General features: G+C 37.1%; 20 protein-coding genes and 1 pseudogene. 4 read left to right on the top strand and 17 right to left on the bottom strand.

Features of this window, described 5'->3' with window-relative positions:
- Window positions 1–4: 4 nt before the first annotated feature.
- The 3 genes from JMM81_RS08705 to JMM81_RS22905 all read right to left on the bottom strand — a co-directional run bounded on the left by JMM81_RS08705 (window position 5) and on the right by JMM81_RS22905 (window position 2,870).
- The gene (locus tag JMM81_RS08705) at window positions 5–937 is read right to left on the bottom strand and encodes an ABC transporter ATP-binding protein (protein ID WP_256241174.1); all 933 of its coding nucleotides are present in this window, start codon (window positions 935–937) and stop codon (window positions 5–7) included.
- 203 nt (window positions 938–1,140) lie between these two features.
- On the bottom strand, window positions 1,141–1,779 hold the full coding sequence (locus JMM81_RS08700) for a response regulator transcription factor (protein WP_256241172.1): 639 nt from the start codon (window positions 1,777–1,779) through the stop codon (window positions 1,141–1,143).
- The gene (locus tag JMM81_RS22905; RefSeq protein ID WP_256241171.1) at window positions 1,764–2,870 is read right to left on the bottom strand and encodes a sensor histidine kinase; all 1,107 of its coding nucleotides are present in this window, start codon (window positions 2,868–2,870) and stop codon (window positions 1,764–1,766) included. Before JMM81_RS22905 ends, JMM81_RS08700 begins: the two co-directional genes overlap by 16 nt.
- Window positions 2,871–3,222: 352 nt before the next feature.
- Between JMM81_RS22905 and JMM81_RS08690 the strand changes: the two genes are divergently transcribed.
- Window positions 3,223–3,408, top strand: coding sequence for a hypothetical protein (locus JMM81_RS08690; RefSeq protein WP_256241170.1), 186 nt, complete (start codon window positions 3,223–3,225; stop codon window positions 3,406–3,408).
- A 39-nt stretch (window positions 3,409–3,447) separates the two neighbouring features.
- Here JMM81_RS08690 and JMM81_RS08685 read toward each other — a convergent pair whose 3' ends face one another.
- From JMM81_RS08685 to JMM81_RS08660, 6 genes are all read right to left on the bottom strand, one after another.
- Window positions 3,448–3,645, bottom strand: a complete 198-nt coding sequence (locus tag JMM81_RS08685; protein ID WP_256241169.1) for a hypothetical protein — start codon at window positions 3,643–3,645, stop codon at window positions 3,448–3,450.
- Between the two features lie 190 nt (window positions 3,646–3,835).
- The gene (speD, locus tag JMM81_RS08680; RefSeq protein ID WP_256241168.1) at window positions 3,836–4,657 is read right to left on the bottom strand and encodes an adenosylmethionine decarboxylase; all 822 of its coding nucleotides are present in this window, start codon (window positions 4,655–4,657) and stop codon (window positions 3,836–3,838) included.
- A 678-nt stretch (window positions 4,658–5,335) separates the two neighbouring features.
- On the bottom strand, window positions 5,336–6,115 hold the full coding sequence (locus JMM81_RS08675; protein WP_256241167.1) for a TPM domain-containing protein: 780 nt from the start codon (window positions 6,113–6,115) through the stop codon (window positions 5,336–5,338).
- Window positions 6,115–6,630: a LemA family protein gene (locus JMM81_RS08670; RefSeq protein ID WP_305367767.1), complete on the bottom strand. Its 516-nt coding sequence runs from the start codon at window positions 6,628–6,630 to the stop codon at window positions 6,115–6,117. Before JMM81_RS08670 ends, JMM81_RS08675 begins: the two co-directional genes overlap by 1 nt.
- Before the next feature lie 322 nt (window positions 6,631–6,952).
- Window positions 6,953–8,143, bottom strand: coding sequence for a MalY/PatB family protein (locus tag JMM81_RS08665; RefSeq protein ID WP_256241165.1), 1,191 nt, complete (start codon window positions 8,141–8,143; stop codon window positions 6,953–6,955).
- 217 nt (window positions 8,144–8,360) lie between these two features.
- A complete protein-coding gene (locus tag JMM81_RS08660; RefSeq protein WP_256241164.1) occupies window positions 8,361–8,819 on the bottom strand; it encodes a DinB family protein in 459 nt (152 codons plus the stop codon).
- A 397-nt stretch (window positions 8,820–9,216) separates the two neighbouring features.
- Between JMM81_RS08660 and JMM81_RS08655 the strand changes: the two genes are divergently transcribed.
- Entirely contained in the window at window positions 9,217–9,903 is a 687-nt protein-coding gene (locus JMM81_RS08655; RefSeq protein WP_256241163.1) for a hypothetical protein, read from the top strand.
- Window positions 9,904–9,963: 60 nt separating this feature from the next.
- Here the strand turns inward: JMM81_RS08655 and JMM81_RS08650 are convergent, their stop codons facing one another.
- Together JMM81_RS08650 and JMM81_RS08645 are read right to left on the bottom strand one after the other, a co-directional pair.
- Entirely contained in the window at window positions 9,964–10,428 is a 465-nt protein-coding gene (locus JMM81_RS08650; RefSeq protein WP_256241161.1) for a DinB family protein, read from the bottom strand.
- 199 nt (window positions 10,429–10,627) lie between these two features.
- Window positions 10,628–10,987, bottom strand: coding sequence for a group I truncated hemoglobin (locus JMM81_RS08645; RefSeq protein ID WP_256241160.1), 360 nt, complete (start codon window positions 10,985–10,987; stop codon window positions 10,628–10,630).
- Window positions 10,988–11,496: 509 nt separating this feature from the next.
- Between JMM81_RS08645 and JMM81_RS08640 the strand changes: the two genes are divergently transcribed.
- On the top strand, window positions 11,497–12,078 hold the full coding sequence (locus JMM81_RS08640) for an LOG family protein (protein ID WP_256241159.1): 582 nt from the start codon (window positions 11,497–11,499) through the stop codon (window positions 12,076–12,078).
- A 145-nt stretch (window positions 12,079–12,223) separates the two neighbouring features.
- Here the strand turns inward: JMM81_RS08640 and JMM81_RS08635 are convergent, their stop codons facing one another.
- Complete coding sequence (locus JMM81_RS08635) at window positions 12,224–12,460, bottom strand: hypothetical protein (protein WP_256241158.1); 237 nt, start codon at window positions 12,458–12,460, stop codon at window positions 12,224–12,226.
- Window positions 12,461–12,642: 182 nt separating this feature from the next.
- On the opposite strand from JMM81_RS08635, the pseudogene JMM81_RS08630 reads away from it, so the two are divergent.
- Window positions 12,643–12,759 (top strand): annotated as a pseudogene (locus tag JMM81_RS08630) (hydroxyisourate hydrolase); the annotation flags it as partial.
- Between the two features lie 272 nt (window positions 12,760–13,031).
- Here JMM81_RS08630 and JMM81_RS08625 read toward each other — a convergent pair.
- From JMM81_RS08625 to JMM81_RS08605, 5 genes are all read right to left on the bottom strand, one after another.
- Window positions 13,032–13,421, bottom strand: a complete 390-nt coding sequence (locus JMM81_RS08625; protein WP_256241157.1) for a thiol-disulfide oxidoreductase DCC family protein — start codon at window positions 13,419–13,421, stop codon at window positions 13,032–13,034.
- 290 nt (window positions 13,422–13,711) lie between these two features.
- Window positions 13,712–14,242: a chromate transporter gene (locus JMM81_RS08620; protein ID WP_256241156.1), complete on the bottom strand. Its 531-nt coding sequence runs from the start codon at window positions 14,240–14,242 to the stop codon at window positions 13,712–13,714.
- Complete coding sequence (locus tag JMM81_RS08615) at window positions 14,239–14,826, bottom strand: chromate transporter (protein WP_256241155.1); 588 nt, start codon at window positions 14,824–14,826, stop codon at window positions 14,239–14,241. The genes JMM81_RS08620 and JMM81_RS08615 overlap by 4 nt, the downstream gene beginning before the upstream one ends.
- Before the next feature lie 194 nt (window positions 14,827–15,020).
- Window positions 15,021–15,254: a hypothetical protein gene (locus JMM81_RS08610; RefSeq protein ID WP_256241154.1), complete on the bottom strand. Its 234-nt coding sequence runs from the start codon at window positions 15,252–15,254 to the stop codon at window positions 15,021–15,023.
- On the bottom strand, window positions 15,251–16,447 hold the full coding sequence (locus tag JMM81_RS08605) for an amidase (RefSeq protein ID WP_256241153.1): 1,197 nt from the start codon (window positions 16,445–16,447) through the stop codon (window positions 15,251–15,253). The genes JMM81_RS08610 and JMM81_RS08605 overlap by 4 nt, the downstream gene beginning before the upstream one ends.
- Between the last annotated feature and the right edge of the window lie 398 nt (window positions 16,448–16,845).

Below are 16,845 nucleotides of genomic sequence, written 5' to 3'. Positions count from 1 at the left end.
CCCTTTAATCTCGTAAGGCTCTTCCTGTAAGGTGAAGGAATACATCTTCTAATGTAGGTGTTTTGATATCAACCGAACTCAACTCGACCTCAGCTTCTTCCGCCATCTTGATTAACGATGAAAATAGATTAATTTCTTTGGCCACCATGATCGTGATTTCTTTTTCTTCTACTTTCACGCGATTTACCATTGGATTTTGCTTTAATGCGTCAATAAAGGATTCGTTCCATCGCTCTGCTTTAATGGAGATCGCCTTTTCTGAAGATAGAATCCGTTTAATTTCATCCTTTGTTCCAGAAGCAATTAAATTCCCTTTATCCATGATGTAAATTCGGTTGCAGAGGAACTCTACTTCCTCCATATAGTGACTCGTGTACAATACCGTCATTTGTTGTTCTTCGTTCAGTCTTTTGACCGTTTCTAGTATATAGTTTCTCGATTGTGGATCAATCCCGACCGTGGGCTCATCCATAATAATTAGTTCTGGATCATGCAATAGAGCAACACCAATATTTAAGCGCCTCTTCATTCCACCAGAAAACGTCTTTACGACATCCTTTCGTCTGTCTGTTAGTCCGATCTGATCCAATACTTCATCTATTTTTCGTTGTAACTCTGCACCTTTCAACCGATAGATTCTTCCGAAAAATCGCAAATTTTCTTCTGCGGTTAAATCGGTATATAACGCAATTTCCTGCGGAACCATTCCGATTACACGTCGAAGCGGTGCTGGATTTTTCAAAATGCTTTTGTTATAGAATCGTACATCGCCTCCTGTTGGCTCAACTAATGATGACAGCATCGAAATAGCGGTTGATTTACCCGCTCCATTTGGACCGAGCAAGCCAACAATCTCCCCTTTTTCAATAAACATATTTAAATTTTTCACCGCATACGTTTGTTTGAACTTCTTTGAAAGATCTACTAATTCAAGCATAACAATCGCCTCCTATTATCATTGTACGATATGGAAAGATGAGGGAATACTATCTGAGGTCATTAATATAAGTGATAAGACATGACTTAAGTCATTTTTGAGCAAATAAAACCTTCATGAGCTTCTGCTCCCAACCCAGTATGTAAATGTCGGACAGCCTACTTTCATAGAAAAAACTCCCTGCTATTAGGCAGAAAGTTTCTTCAAATATCATTTAAATGATGTTTAACAGCGTAAATGGCTAACTGTGTCCGATCACGCAAGTTCATTTTCTGTAAAATGTGCGTAATATGATTTTTAACTGTACCCACTGATAAATGTAGTCTTTCAGAGATTTCCTTGTTGGTTTGTCCTTCACCCACAAGTTTTGTAATTTCTAATTCACGTGGTGTGAGATCAACATCCATACTCTTTTTTTGATTTCGCTGTAATAACCTAGGCATTACCTTTGCGGCCACTTCGTCATGAATGGTTAAACCGCCATTCATACAGCTATAGACTGCCTCAATTAATTTTGCCGGCTCCGATGTTTTTAATAAAAAACCATTCGCTCCCTCTTTTAAAGCCTGCATCGCATACTCATCATCGTTAAAGGTTGTTAATATTAGAATCTTTGTATGAGGCCATCGCTCTTTAATGATTCTTGTCGCTTCAATCCCATTCATCACCGGCATTCGCACATCCATCATGATAAAATCAATCAAATGCTTCTCCATGATTTCAATTGCCTGCTGTCCGTTTTCAGCTTCATGGGTGACGATAATAGTTGGATCTTGTTCCAAAATCACCTTCAGCCCTTGTCTGACAATTGTTTGATCTTCTACTACTAGTACTCGCCACATATTTCCCTTCCCCCCTCACTTGGAATGGTTCCCAACACAATAAATCGGTTCTCTGTTTGATACACTTCCAATGTTCCCTTTATTTCTTCTATTCTATTTTTCATACTTGTTAGTCCAAATCCATAAGTAAAAGGTTTTGGGTGAAAAACGGTATTCGAAATTTCAAATAAGATATCGTAGGTTGCAGATTTACCTAACGTTACATGCACCTCTCTTGCCCCTGAATGTCGCATGGCATTTGTTAATGCCTCTTGAATCACACGATAGAGAACCACACTTTTTTCATTCGAAAAAGGCACAGAAAGAATTCCTTGCTTCATCGTAAATTGAACGAAAATATGACTTTCTGACTCTAGTTTTCTTATTAAATGAACAACCGTTGCAATGCCTTCATTTTCTTCCGTCTGCAATGCTTTGACTGACTTCCTAATTTCCTCTAAACTTTCCTTTGCCATAGATTTCAGTTCATCATAATCTGAATTTGAATATTGGATACTAAGTATCTCAAGCTTCATAATTAAAGCTGTTAACCGATGTCCAACTGAATCATGAATATCCCTGGCAATCAGCGTTCGTTCTTGAAGACGAGCATCACTCTCCGCTTCCAAATTCATCCTCTTTAATTTTCGGTATTCCGCTAATAACTCTTCGTATACTGCCTTTTGCTCCTGACGTTCGTTTGACATCCGATTAATCGAAACAACTAAAAAGTAAAAAAGAGCACTCATGATCACCATTTCGATCAATTGATTACTACGGATAACCGTAATAAAAAGAGATAATAGTAGATTCATAATGGTATATAATCGAAAAAACTTTTCCTTTAAACGAAAAGCAGAATCGATCGTCATAAACAGGAGCAATAAAAGGGTGAAAAAAGCATCATTCATAAGATTATAACCATGAATAAAAAAAAGCGATGATAAAAGAATATATAATAATAAAGACATTTTTTGAAGGGAAAGCAGAAAATAAATCCCCATTGCTATCGCAAAAACGATAATACTTAACGCAATTTGTTCACTGTGCTCTACAATCGTTAGGATCCATAGGATATTAAACACGCTGAAACGAACCCAAAAAACTTTCACATTGTACTCCTACTTTCTTCATGATCTCAAAGAAAAGCTACTACTTCTCCTAAAAAATATATACATAACAAACTGCAGCATCATCTCCACTCATATAGCCATTCTAAGTATAAACAAGAACCATTATGCTCTCAACAACCTAAAAAGACCTTAATAAATTCTCTCTCTATAAAAGTGAATTAGTTGTCTTTATCTGACAGATCCTGTTGAAGTTTTGTTGGTTTCTGATAACGATGATGATAATTGTAGATATTTTTTTTTGCTTTTTTGCAGGAAAATAGGAGGTCTTTCGATAAATAATTATATAGAGAGGAAACTGAGGAAAAAATAAGGGGAAAGGTGGTCGTTGTTGATGAGTTCAGAGATATCTTTACAACAAATCGCCGAAAGTGTGACAAAATCCGTTTTAAATGCAAATGATAAAGACCTTGAAGGCTTCCAAAAACTTATTGATGAAACCGTTAAAGTAAGAGAAAGCCATAGAAACTTACAAAGGATGCTAAAGAACTACTCTAGTTCCATGATCCAGCGGTCATAAATGTGAAAAGCTGTTGATAGTTCAACAGCTTTTCACATTTTAAATAGATGATTCTCTCATTCTTTCATAGATATTCAAAATAGTTTGTCCATAATTTCCACCTAGAACAGCCCATTTTCCATTTAGATCAACCCATGTTGGTATAGATCCTCGAAAGCGAGGATCAATCAAGGGATATCTATTTGGTAAGCTTGCTACTGTAGCATAGGCAAATAAATGCTGAAGATGCGCGAGCATCCCTTCTCTGGGTGTGCCAAAAACTGCACCCGGTTCAGTAGGTCCTGTCGTTCCTAACCCACTAAAGTTATTTTTATCGGAATTTACCACTCCGATAAATGGGAGAATGAATCAGACCGTGTCAAAATTAACCTCCTTTTTCCATAGAGGTACGACACTGTTCATACAAAAGAAAATTCCCTCACCTTTTTTATTGTAAGATACTATTTGCGATATTTTTTCCATAAAAAATTTCATCCATCTCAGTCGTGAGCATCTCTGTAATAGCTTCAACTTCTTTAGGATCTAGCTTATCCTTGGAATATCCGAATAAGTAATTATTCAAATCAAACTCTTTCAGCTTACATTTAGTGTGGAATATATGTTCCTGATAGACATTGACATCAATCATGTCATACGTTTCTTTAATATTGTCTGGGATATAGTTTTGGATTGAGTTAATGTCATGGTCAATAAATAATTTATGGCCATCTTTAGCCCTTGTAAATCCTCTCACTCGATAATCAAGCGACATGACGTCTGTTTCAAAAGAATGAATAAGATAATTTAATGCTTTAAGGGGGGAAATTTCTCCGCAAGTAGATACATCGATATCAGCCCGAAAAGTACTAATCCCTTCCTCTGGATGGTATTCTGGATACGTATGTACCGTGATGTGGCTTTTATCAAGTTGCAGCACAACATTGTCCGGAAGTGGACCAGGTGATTCCTCATAAGTACCTGTCGGGACCTCCACGATCGGACCTTCTGATACAAGTACCGTTACACTTGCACCTTGTGGCACATAATCCTGCTTTGCTACATTCAGAACATGAGCACCTATAATGTCTGCCACATGCTGTAAAATATTTGTTAGCCTATCAGCACTGTATTGCTCATCAATATACTCAATATAAGCCTCTCGTTCTTTTTTTGAACGGGTGTAGCAAATGTCATACAGATTAAAACTTAATGATTTCGTTAAATTATTAAAACCATGCAGTTCAATTCTTTCTTCTGCTGTAAGCTCCATGCCTATTCTCCCCTTTCTTTAAAATATCTGATCATATTAGTGAACAAATTATGACAAATATCTTCTTAAATATTTTTTATGATACCCATAATCCTTAATAAAAAACGGTTCCTGCTCCTTTTTAAGGTTCTGTTCCTTAAATTCTTTCTTTTTGTGACAATCATACAGAATACAAAAAAATGTTGTATCATGAAATGACTAAGTCCTGTCAGAACCATTCGCCATGCTTTCATAAATTTCAAAAAAATAAATTTATTAATAGCCATAATATTTTTCTACTATAAGTAAATCGCAATTTTAACCCTCAAAAAATCCTGAGAGGTTTTATAAAACCTCTCAGGATTTCCCCTTAAGAATAGATAAACTAATGATGGGTTTAGTCTGTCTATTCTCTATTGGACCAGTCTTAATGGTTGTGGAGGGGGTATTCAACAGCCATTAACGGAACCCTATTAGACAATGTTCTATTTCTACCATACCATCTTGGAGACCAATATGTTTCTGGTAGAGGTTAACATTTTGTTAATTAAAGTATAAGTTGTATAAGAATTCTCCTCAACAAATGTGTCAGATTATCTAACGAATTTTTTATTACACGCAAAAAGCACCTGTCCCTTAGCATGTTCAAACTTGAACCTACTAAAGCACAGGTACCTATTATGCAGAATATACATTTTATTACCATCCTCGACTTGCGCCTCCTCCTCCTGAGGAACCGCCACCACCACCTCGGGGACCATCACCACCACCGCCACCTCGGCCACGGGACAGAATCATTAATAAAATATGGGTAAGAGCTCCACCGAAAAACTTAAAATCAAGAAATAACACAACGACAACAATAATGATCAAGAGCCACGGAGGAATCCCTAACCCCCCATCTCCCGTGGATGGTTCTACCGGTACTGGTTGCTGGATTTGCAGCTGTCCTTCTTCTATTCCATACTCAGCTAAAACTTCATTTGCCAATACCTTATACGTTTCCATAATGGCTTTATTTGGCTCTTCATTTTGCAAATAAGGCATTGTAACGTCATCCAGAATACGACCTACTTTACCATCTGGAAGTCTACCTTCTAAGCCATACCCCACTTCAATCCTCAATGGTCGCTCGCCAGGTGGAGCATTGATGCCAAGAACAAGTAACACTCCATTCTCTTCTTCTTCACTTCCAATTCCATATTCCCGAAAAACCTCAAGGACAAATTCTTCAATCATTTGATCTCCGATTGTGTCGACTGTAAGAACGACAATTTGGGCAGTTGTTTGATCCTCAATGCTTCTTCCTATACTTCTTAATTCCATTTTTTCCTGTTCAGTTAATACATGAGCAAAATCCTGAATATAAATATCTCCAACCGGGGCTGGAATTCTAGTATCTGCAGCAAGGGCTCCCCCGCTAAAGAGAAAAGCGGTGAAAAGCACGAAAAACATGCTGAAGATCCGCTTCAATTTCATTAGTCATTGCCTCCAAAGTCAACCTCTGGTGCTTGTGATGCACTAGGATCCGCATTAAAATATTCTTTCTCATCAAACCCCGTAATGTTGGCTATAATCACACCTGGAAAGCCTTTAACTTTTTTGTTATAAACAGCAACTTCGTCATTATAATCTTTTCGAGCAACAGAAATTCTATTTTCTGTGCCTGATAATTCATCCATTAATTGTGTAAACTGTTGGTCAGCCTTCAAATTCGGATAATTTTCTACTACGACAAGTAATCGACTTAAAGCACCAGATAACTCAGAGTTGGCTGTGGCTTCTTCCTCTGGTGAATTAGCACCGGCCAGTCTTGCACGTGCATCAGAAATTTCCGTTAAGACTTCTTGTTCATGTGCAGCATAACCTTGTACTGTGTTCACCAAGTTCGGAATTAAATCAAGTCGTCTTTGAAGTTGAGTTTCAATTTGAGCATATGATTGATCTACATTTTCTTCTGCATTGACGAAACCGTTATAGCTAGACATGATCATTATACTAAGAACCGCAATCACCGCTACAATAACGCCAATCACTGCATAACTTTTTTTCACAATAAACACGCTCCTTTCTTATAGTATATATCACTTGGAAAATAACTTTCCAATGATAGGGGAATTTCGAAATAAAATATGAAAAAACACTATAGCAGGTTATTATTTAATAGAAGTAGGACATGTTACTGAACCTTATTAAGTTGTTAAAAAGCCTGTCCCTCATGAAAGGGCAGGCTTTTTCGTTAAAATACTCTTTGTGCAGAATCAAATTTTCGGATCATTTTTCTCGTAAAGTCATGAAATTTTTTTATAAGGCTATCTATTTTAAGTCTTCGAACTCTCTTGCAATTCTTTCAAATGCTTCTTTTATGATTGGTCTTGGCGATGGAATACAAATTCGTTGAAATGCGGATCCTTCTTCCCCGAACTTAATGCCGTCTTGTAATAGAACATTCGCTTTATTATAGATACGATCATGAACCTCTTTTGGAGAAAGCCCATAGCCACTAAAGTCCATCCACATGACATACGTTCCTTCTGAAATACGCGCTTTCACTTTAGGCATTTCTTCAGCTAGAAATTGGACAATCCATTCCATTGTTCCGTCTAGGTAATCATTCAATTGTTCTAACCATTCTTCTCCTTCATTATAAGCTGCGATAAGAGCAGACACCATAAATGGCGATGCTGAATTCACAAGCACTCCTGCACTGAACGTTTTTCTTAGCTTTGGATTCGTGATGACTGCATTCGTGCAATGCAAACCTGCTAGATTAAAGGTTTTGTTAATCGCTGTAAACGTAATAAGTTGATCCGTATTATCCGCCACCTTTGCAAGCGGAATAAAGGTTTGATCACGTCTAATTAAATCTCCATGAATTTCATCTGCGACGATCAACACATGATTTTCCGCACAAATAGCGGCTAATTTTTTAAGCTCGTCCTTCTTAAAGATTCTTCCTGTAGGATTATGAGGGTTACATAAAATAAACATTTTCGTCTTTTCTTCTTTTGCTTTCGCTTCAAAATCCTCAAAATCAATATGGTAATACCCCTCATCATCACATTTTAAAGCGTTATTCCTAACGACTCTTCCATTCCCTTCGATGACTCGTGTAAAGGGTGGATACACCGGACGTTGAATAATGATCCCATCTCCTGGATCAGTAAGGGTTGTTACAGCAACATTCGTCGCATAGACGGTCCCAGGACAATAAACGATCTCTTCCTTCTTGATTTCCCAATCAAGTCTCTTTTGAAACCAATGTTGGATCGCTTCAAAGTACTCATCAGGAAATACGGAATAACCAAAGATTTTATGATCAGCGGTTTGATGTAACGCATCAATGATTGGCTGTGGTACAGGTAAATCCATGTCCGCCGTAAATAATGGTAGAGTCTCTTCGTCGTACCTTTCCGTAAGACCTGCTTTTTTTATAAATTCTCCTCCGTCCCATTTAGCAGAATAGGTTCCTCTTCGATTGACGATTTCATCAAAATTATATTTCATGTCATATCCACCTTTCATTCATGTTTATTTTAATAGACTACTTATTCACCGCTTTATTGCTATGTAGAACACTTCAACTTTATAAATACCGCTTTTCTACAGAGTTCTATGAAAATGAATTCATTCGACCTCTCACCCTTACTTTGCCCAATAACTTAAGCAATGAGGTTCAAATATAGAAAAGCTGAAATCATCAGGACTCCAGCTTTTTTTATGTTTATTTATTTAATGAAGTTTCAGCAAGTCGTTTCATTGTATGAACTTGTCCAATATGTGTTAATTCATGGAATGCCGTAAAACTAACTAATTCTCCATATGTTGAATTACCTAAAACAGGTTCCGACAATTGATCTTGAAAACGTTCATTTGGGATTTCTTTAATGCGTTCAAGTTGACTCTTTAGTTGCTGGATCAGTGTTTCCACACTCGGAACCTCATCCTGCCAAGCGGAAGGCTTTGAACCGTAGCCAAATAACTCATTATATTCAGCAGAAAGCTGTCCTTCTGCTCCAAATAAAAAGCCTTCGGCACCCGTTAATATATGTCCAAGCTGCCAATGAATCGTATTGGAGAGTCCTTCTGGTTGAACGTCAAATAGTTCTGTTGCTGTCCCCTCGATATCATTCAATAAATTTCTTCTACCCAATTCAAATTGTCGTTTTACTAATTCGCTCATCATGTTCCCTCCGTATTCTTTTTTCGTTATGTATGTCGAGTTGCTAAGAAAACTTGTGAAAAGGTCATTCTAATAGATGTTTATATCCATCCTGTTGCCCAATCCTTAAGCTCCCTACTTTTGGAAAAGTTCTTTATCATTTCATTTACTGAAACACTTATATTTTTTCCACTTGAACCTATTATATCCTATGCAACCATCTATTTCATTTATGAGGTCTTATGCACAAAATTATTACTTGTAGTAATTCCTTCTACTTTTAATACCCTGGATGCTCAGCTGAGAATAAATATAGGATTCGATTAATTTTTATTAAATACAGCATCCTGCCATAATACATAACTATTGAGCATACTATTTAATATTAACCTAAAAACGCGAATAAGAGGTGATTCGAATGTCATTTAGTAGTTTGTTACGCCCATTTGGATTATGTTCATTCATAGGGGGATTATTGATCGCTCTCGTTCAGCCATGGCTTTATGTTGATCCTGAATCTTTTATCGCTACATACTTGAATTATATTGGATACCTATTAATCGCATTTGGGATGATTGGACTTTGCCTAGTGCAGTATAAAAGTATGGGAGTATTTAGTTTTTTTAGTTTCACGATATTATTTTTTGGCATGATCATGTGGCTAGGTGTTAAATGGTTTCAAACATTTGTAGTCGCTGATATACTAATCAGTGCTCCTGAGGTGATGGATTCCGGTTTACAGGCTACATTATTTGGGATGAACTTATCACTCTATTCTTTACTAATCGGAATGATCCTTTTTGCAGTCATTTCCCTTTGGAAAGGAATCGTTTCACCTTTTGGGTCATCTCTTCTCCTGATTGGGTCAATAACTGAAATCTTTAGACCCTTCGTCGGAACGGGTTCCTATGAATCAATAATAGCACCTATCATAATAGGCCTTGCCTTTTCTTCGTTAGGATATTCCCTTTTTCTAAAGCAATATCAAGATCAAGATATGTTTGAGGACCTATCTGAGAATAAGACTGCCGATATACGTGACGCTAACCAGGAACAGGGAATCTCAAGAAGTCAAGTTCAAGCTGAAATGAGTTCGTCTGTATAATTGGAATACAATAAGTAAAAAGCTGGAATCCAAATGAAAGAGGGTTCCAGCTTTTTATCTTTAGTTCGATTTTGCTAATGAAGCTTCAATGAGGCGTTTCATCGCATGAATTTGTCCGAAATGATAGGTTTCATGATAAAAAGAAAAACCAGCTAATTCTCCAACTGTTGAACAACCCAGCTTTGGTTCCGGTAATGCTTCGTTAAAACGTTCAGTTGGAATTTCATTAATACGTTCCTGCTGTTCCTTTAACTGCCCTATGAGTGTTGCAACACTTGGAACCTCACCACTCCAATCGGAAGGCTTTGTACCTGGAGCAAATAACTCTTTATAATTAACAGGAAGTTGTCCATTTTCTGCAAATAGAAACACTTCTGTAACGGTTAATAAATGCCCCAAATTCCAACGAATCGTATTATTAAACCCTTCTGGCTGTACATCAATAATTTCCTCTGATATTTCCTCAACCCTAGGATATAATCTCACTCTTAGCAATTCAAATTCCTTTTTGATTAAATCTCCCATTCTATTACCTCCACATTCTTTTTTCTTTCTCTACTATTATGTAATATTATGAATAGTAAGGCAACAAATAACAACCACCCTATCTCTTATTTAAATAGCGGACGTCCCAAAAGCAAAGGTGTCAAATGCAATTTTGTGGATGTCAGACACCTTATGGGACAGCCCCTCTACGTAACTATTTTCAAAAAATGAAGGGACCTTATTTATACAAAATATCGCCTTTTAAAGAGGCTACTTTTGTTAAAGCCGTGTCAATATCGGATTGCTCGATCCCAAAGTGTACCAGTGCATCATGCAGATGTGTCGCAATCGCCTGAAAATGTTCCGTTTGTAAATTCATTCCTTCATGTGCTTTTTCCATCGATTTTCCTGAATATTGTTTAGGCCCCCCCAATGCAAAGCTGATAAATTTTGTTTGGTGGCTGCGTTGTTCTTCCATATCTGTATGCTCGAAAAAGTGACTAACTGTTTCATCCTTTAAAACGAGTTCATAAAAATAATCCACAACCTTCGATATCGCTTCTTCTCCACCTACTTTTTCATATATTGATTCTGTCATAACAATCATCTCCTTCTAAAAAGTTCGTACTGAATTATTATTCCAAAATACGTGACAATTATTCAACTTTTAGCAAAATGAAATTCAAATGAATATTTACCCAACTCTTCCTAAATTTAAACTTCTTTAATACCTATCCTCACAAACCCGAGTAGATGGTATAATTTTATATTAGAAGAGTTAGAGATTCTGTATGCATACTAGAGTAAAACAACTGATTCGTTTCTCGATTATTTTCATAACATCGTTTGAAAGGAAACTAAAATTTATGGAGACCAAGCCCATTTGAATATACAAGTGGAAACAACGAAAGTGTCCGATAACCTATACAAACTTAGTCTTTGAATCCTCCCAAATAGCTACAGTACTAACGGCCAAACAACGAGAAAGACCTTTACGATTGACTTAGCTGAAAATAAGATTTTACAACTAACAGATGTGCGCTGATATTCTGAATAACTTCCGTACGATCATAAAAGATGAAGTAACGAAAAAGGAGGAGAAAATCATTGAAAAGTATAGCTGTTTTTTGCGGATCAAGAAATGGAGCATCTGATGTTTACATTGAAAATGCCAAAATACTTGGTGAAGAATTAGCGAAACGAAAGATTACACTTGTTTATGGTGGTTCAAGCGTTGGAATAATGGGTGCTGTTGCTGACTCTGTTTTAGAAGCAGGTGGAAAAGCAATTGGTGTCATGCCACGTTTTCTAGATGCAAAAGAAAGATCCCATAAGACCTTGTCAGATCTAATTATTGTAGAATCCATGCATGAGAGGAAAGCAAAAATGAGTGAGTTGGCCGATGGTTTTATAACTTTACCGGGTGGAGCGGGAACCTTAGAAGAATTCTTCGAGATTTTTACTTGGGCCCAGTTAGGACTCCATCAAAAACCTTTAGGTCTCTTAAATATCAATCATTATTATGATCCTCTTGTCGCTTTATTTAATCATATGACAGATGAACAGTTTATGGATGAAAAGCATCGTTCTATGACACTTGTAGATGCCGAACCAGGTGGCCTACTTAATCAATTTATCCAGTTTGAATCACCAATCCTCAAAACACACATGACTGAAAATCAGACCTAATGATAAAAAACAGGGGGCTATCCCAAAAGCAAAGGTATCAGACACCACAATACACGATCTAGTATCAATAGATTGAACATGATTCTAGATGAATGCAATTTTGTGGATGTCAAACATCTTATGGGACAGCCCCTGTTTTTAGATTTTATACTCTTTTTAATACTTTATCGCTTGATGTAAATCCTTTTAACCAACTTCTTTGCCCTTTCTGCTCCACCATTCTCCCATTGTCATAGATCACTTTTCCATTGTTGATGGTGGTGTTAATCATACAAGGAAAAGTCTGTCCAAGATAAAGACTTTGTTTATGTTTAGCAAAAAAGGTCTTTTCCGTGACTGTAGAATCGTCTTCTAAAGAAACAATCGCAAAGTCAGCGTCCATTCCAACCTGAATCTTTCCTTTAGAATCAAGACCAAATCGTTCTACAGGCGCAGAAGCTCTCCATACTTAACTGTTCTGATACCCGCTCAAACTCAGAAAAAATATCTGTGCAATACCGATCAAGTACCTCTTCATTATAATGACGAATGTCTAAACTACATTCCACTTTACCTGCTACGACAGAGCCTATTTTCTTGGATCAAGTGCCTGTTCGATTCGGCATAGCCAATCCAAAGAGCCACTATCACGTACCTTTACTTGTCTCTCCATGGGGCTATCAAGTCTATCGTGGTAGGTAGCTAAACAAAAAACTCCTTCTGTTAACGCAAGTCTAAGACAAGCGCTAACAGAAGGAGTTTTTTACTATAGAAAAAAGCGAAAGGTATCTCACTTATGAAGAATACCAAGTCCACATACCTTCTTCTGCATGGACCACCATTCTACAGAGCGATATGCTCATAAACCAATGGCACCTGGAGCTAGCGTGCTATCTTCGTTCAGAAAAGTTCTTCTTTAAAAACTCTATGTTTCTAATGACTATACCGAATGCCAGATGCCCCCCTCCACGCCTCTATAAAAAACGTTTTCGAACGTTCGAAGGTAACCTCGTACAACTTTCCTTTTTTCTAAACCACTTATATCGGTTCTTTGCGACCCAATCATAGATACTATTTCTAACAGAGCTTGGAATTATATGAAACATATAAAGGAACTTCCACACTCCCCTTAAATGACGACAAATTCTTAATGCTGCATCGGATTGAACATACGCTTTTCCTTTTTCAACGACTACCATACTGTCGATATCCACTGGAACCTCATACTTCTCTAATAACTCCTGCCCTATTTTACTCTGCAAAGAGGCGAAACGAAAAATTCCTTTAGGATCTCTCTTTATGATAAACTGTACACTCCAATTACAAAAATGACATTCTCCATCAAATAGTACGACTCGTTCCATAGCTTTCATCTCCCGCTGAAATCCTTTAAAATCAACCATATTGAAGACGCTTCATATTCTTTGAGACTTCGAACTAGTCCTCTCCATTAACTAATTGTTCTTTCAATAATACCATTCTATTGTATATCCTATCGTTTTGCGGTTATTTTGATCTATTCTATTAACTATTTTAACGAAGATCAAGTTAAAAAAAACATCTTCATTTTTCAACCAACAAAAACAAACACGACATTTTATCGTGTTTGTTTTTGTTCTATCTATTATGGCTTTTCTGTTCATCCATGAACACGTTAAATCAAAAATACTGAACCGAAAGCTAATCCCCCAACAATAACAAACGCTGGATGTACCTTCCACTTTTCTAAAAGCAGCAAACTTAAGATAACTATAATGAATGTTTCCCAAAGTCCATTTGAGGAATAAGAGGTTTTAAAAAAGTCAAATGCAAGTGCTCCCATTAAAATGGCGACAGCTGGAAGAACGATCTTTGACAACCGCTTCACCTTTGGTGAATCTTTATAGCGATAAATCAAACTTAACAGAACAATCATTAAAAATAACGAAGGTCCCACTGTGGCAAAAACAGCCACGACTGCACCGAGTGCTCCTCCTACTTCAAATCCAATATAACCAGCCATCTTGGTCGCAATTGGACCTGGAAGAGCATTCCCTAATGCCAGTACTTCACTAAATTCACTTGTTGTCATCCAATCGTATCGATTAACAACCTCATGTTCTATTAACGGAATAGAAGCAGGTCCTCCACCATAACCAACAATACCCGGTATAAAAAACGCTAAAAATAATTGTATATAGATCATAAGCTCTCACTTTTTCCTTCAACTTGTACTTGAATTTTATTTTTACTTTTCTTATCTGGTGTTACCAATGCCGCAACCAATAGCGCCGCTATGACCATACCAGGATGTATATTTATGATCTCGATTAAGATAAAACTACCAACAAGAAGGATGATACCCACCTTCCACCCTAATCCATCTTTCGTTTTTTTCAAAAATCCCCAAGTCAAAACGGCCAGCATCACACCTACTATTGGGACAACCGCATTTGTCATTCCTTGAACCCTTGGGTTATCCTTAAATTGATTAAAGGAAGTCAATAAAATCATCATTAAAATGATGGTTGGTAAAATGGAGGCAATAAGAGCATTCAACATTCCTACTACCCCACCCACTCTATATCCTATATATCCGGCCATTTTGGTCATAATAGGACCCGGAAGCGTATTTCCTAAGGCTAAAACATTACTAAATTCCTGATCATCCACCCATTTAAATGTACCGACAACCTCTTTATGAACAAGGGAAATCGTAGATGGACCTCCGCCAAACCCGAGCATCCCAGACCGAAAAAATGCAATAAAAAGATTTAATTGAAGTTTCATGTCATAACTACCTTTCTACTTGAAGTCATATAGCTAAAATGATGTAGTTTAATAGTAATCATTCACCTATTCTATTAAAAAATTAACATCCGAGTGCCGCTCCATCTCCTCGAGGGTCAGCTCCACCATATTTAACCTTATTTTTCAGATCAATTTTAATCACACCAGCATGGCCCATGACATCCGTGAATTCTTCAAGAACCTCTATATTTCATTTGAATGGATCGTTCTACCATTAATTTATCTATTCCTTCTTGCTGATACCAACGATTGAGTTGTTCTAATTGATTCTTTTGTAACAGATCAAACACATCGGTCTCCCACTGTGCTTCTTCTATTCTATTTATATCACGAATTAAAATGACTCCTTCATTATATACAATCGCAGCCTGCTCCATGCTATTAACTTTTACGGTTGCTAATTTCATAATTCATTTTCTTTCCCTTCAAGTGATTTGATAAAGTGAGTCGCCCATTTTAATAATTTCAGATCTTGATTTTGATTGGCGATAAAAGATAGTCCAATCGGTAATCCATTATCTTTACATACTGGTATCGTTAGTTGTGGAAATCCTGATAGCCCCGCAATACAGGTTAACATCATCGTTCTTGAGCGATATTGTTCCATTTTCTCGTTTGACAGCTGACGTTTCGGCGCTTCTCCTGGCGCTGTCGGAAGGACTAACAATCCATTATCTTTTAATAGGTTTGACAAGTCATTCTTTATTTGCTTTCTTAATAGTTGATTCGGTTCTAGTTCATTTGAATCCAATGTACTGGTCCATGAAAAACGCTCCGCAATACCTGGTCCGAACTTTGGATTCACCTTCTCGATCCACTCTCCATGTTCGTTCCAAATTTCTATCCCTTGAATGTTCCGAAAAGTGTTAGCCCAATTTGAAAGTCCTTCCACCGAAACCTTGATCCATTGACTCAAGTCGCTCTTATCTTCTAAAGTAGAGGAAGCTTCTGTTAACTTTTCTGTTGATTCTTCGTCAATGAATGACCATGCTTCTTGTTCAAAATATAGATGAGGAAACGAAATCTCCTCCGATTGATCCTGCTGAATAAGAGTTTCACCAATTTGAGCTAATAATTCTGGATCTCTCGCCATCCACCCCACTGTGTCAAAGCTTTTAGCAAGCAGAATCACACCCTCTATATCAACGACACCATAGGTAGGCCTAAATCCATATAGCCCACAATAAGAAGATGGAATACGAACGGATCCCCCTGTATCTGTTCCAAGAGCAAAGTCTACTAAACCAGCCGCAACGGCTACAGCAGAGCCACTTGAAGAGCCGCCAGGAATTCTGTCATGTGCACGCGGATTAACAGGTGTACCATAATGAAAATTTTCCCCGTTTAAACTGTACATAAGTTCATCTGTATGCACGGTCCCCTTTAGAGTAGCACCTTGTTTTAATAGTTGATCGATCACAGGTGCATTTCGTTTTGCAGGAGAATGTGTTCGATACCAGTCAGGGTTGCCAGCCGTATTCGTATAATCTTTTACTTCAAATACATCTTTTACAGCAAATGTTAATCCATTTAGCTTACCTGAACCCATAGAACTCACATCCAGATTGTCTTTTACAAATGCATTCCAGTTATCTTTCATTTTGAGTCCCTCCCACCGTTTTACTTTTTCATGATTTTTTGTTAAATTGATTTGTTTTTTCATATGATTGTTTCTCGTTTGCTTAAAGGTACCACTTATGTTTAAAGAAAGGGACCAACTCACTGAATACGAGTTAGTCCTTGACCTTTCATTTTTTCCTCATTTAAAATATATTATATTTATTCATTATTAAAACCTTTTGTATCCTGAATGAATCATCTCACTCGCTTCACCACTTATATTAGGTTTCCTAACACGCATTTATTATAGTCGGAAAATTTCAATACGTCTTTAGTGACTTTAACTAAAATTTTTAAATCATTTTGTATAACTTCACTAAATGCAGTTTGTGAAGTTATAGACTTCCCCACGATCAACTCGATTGGCTGAGATTATTC

Source organism: Bacillus sp. V3B (assembly GCF_024494465.1).
Taxonomy (GTDB): Bacteria; Bacillota; Bacilli; order Bacillales; family Cytobacillaceae; genus Bacillus_BD.
The sequence above is the reverse complement of the archived record's forward strand: the minus strand, read 5'-3'. Positions and strand labels throughout refer to the sequence as shown.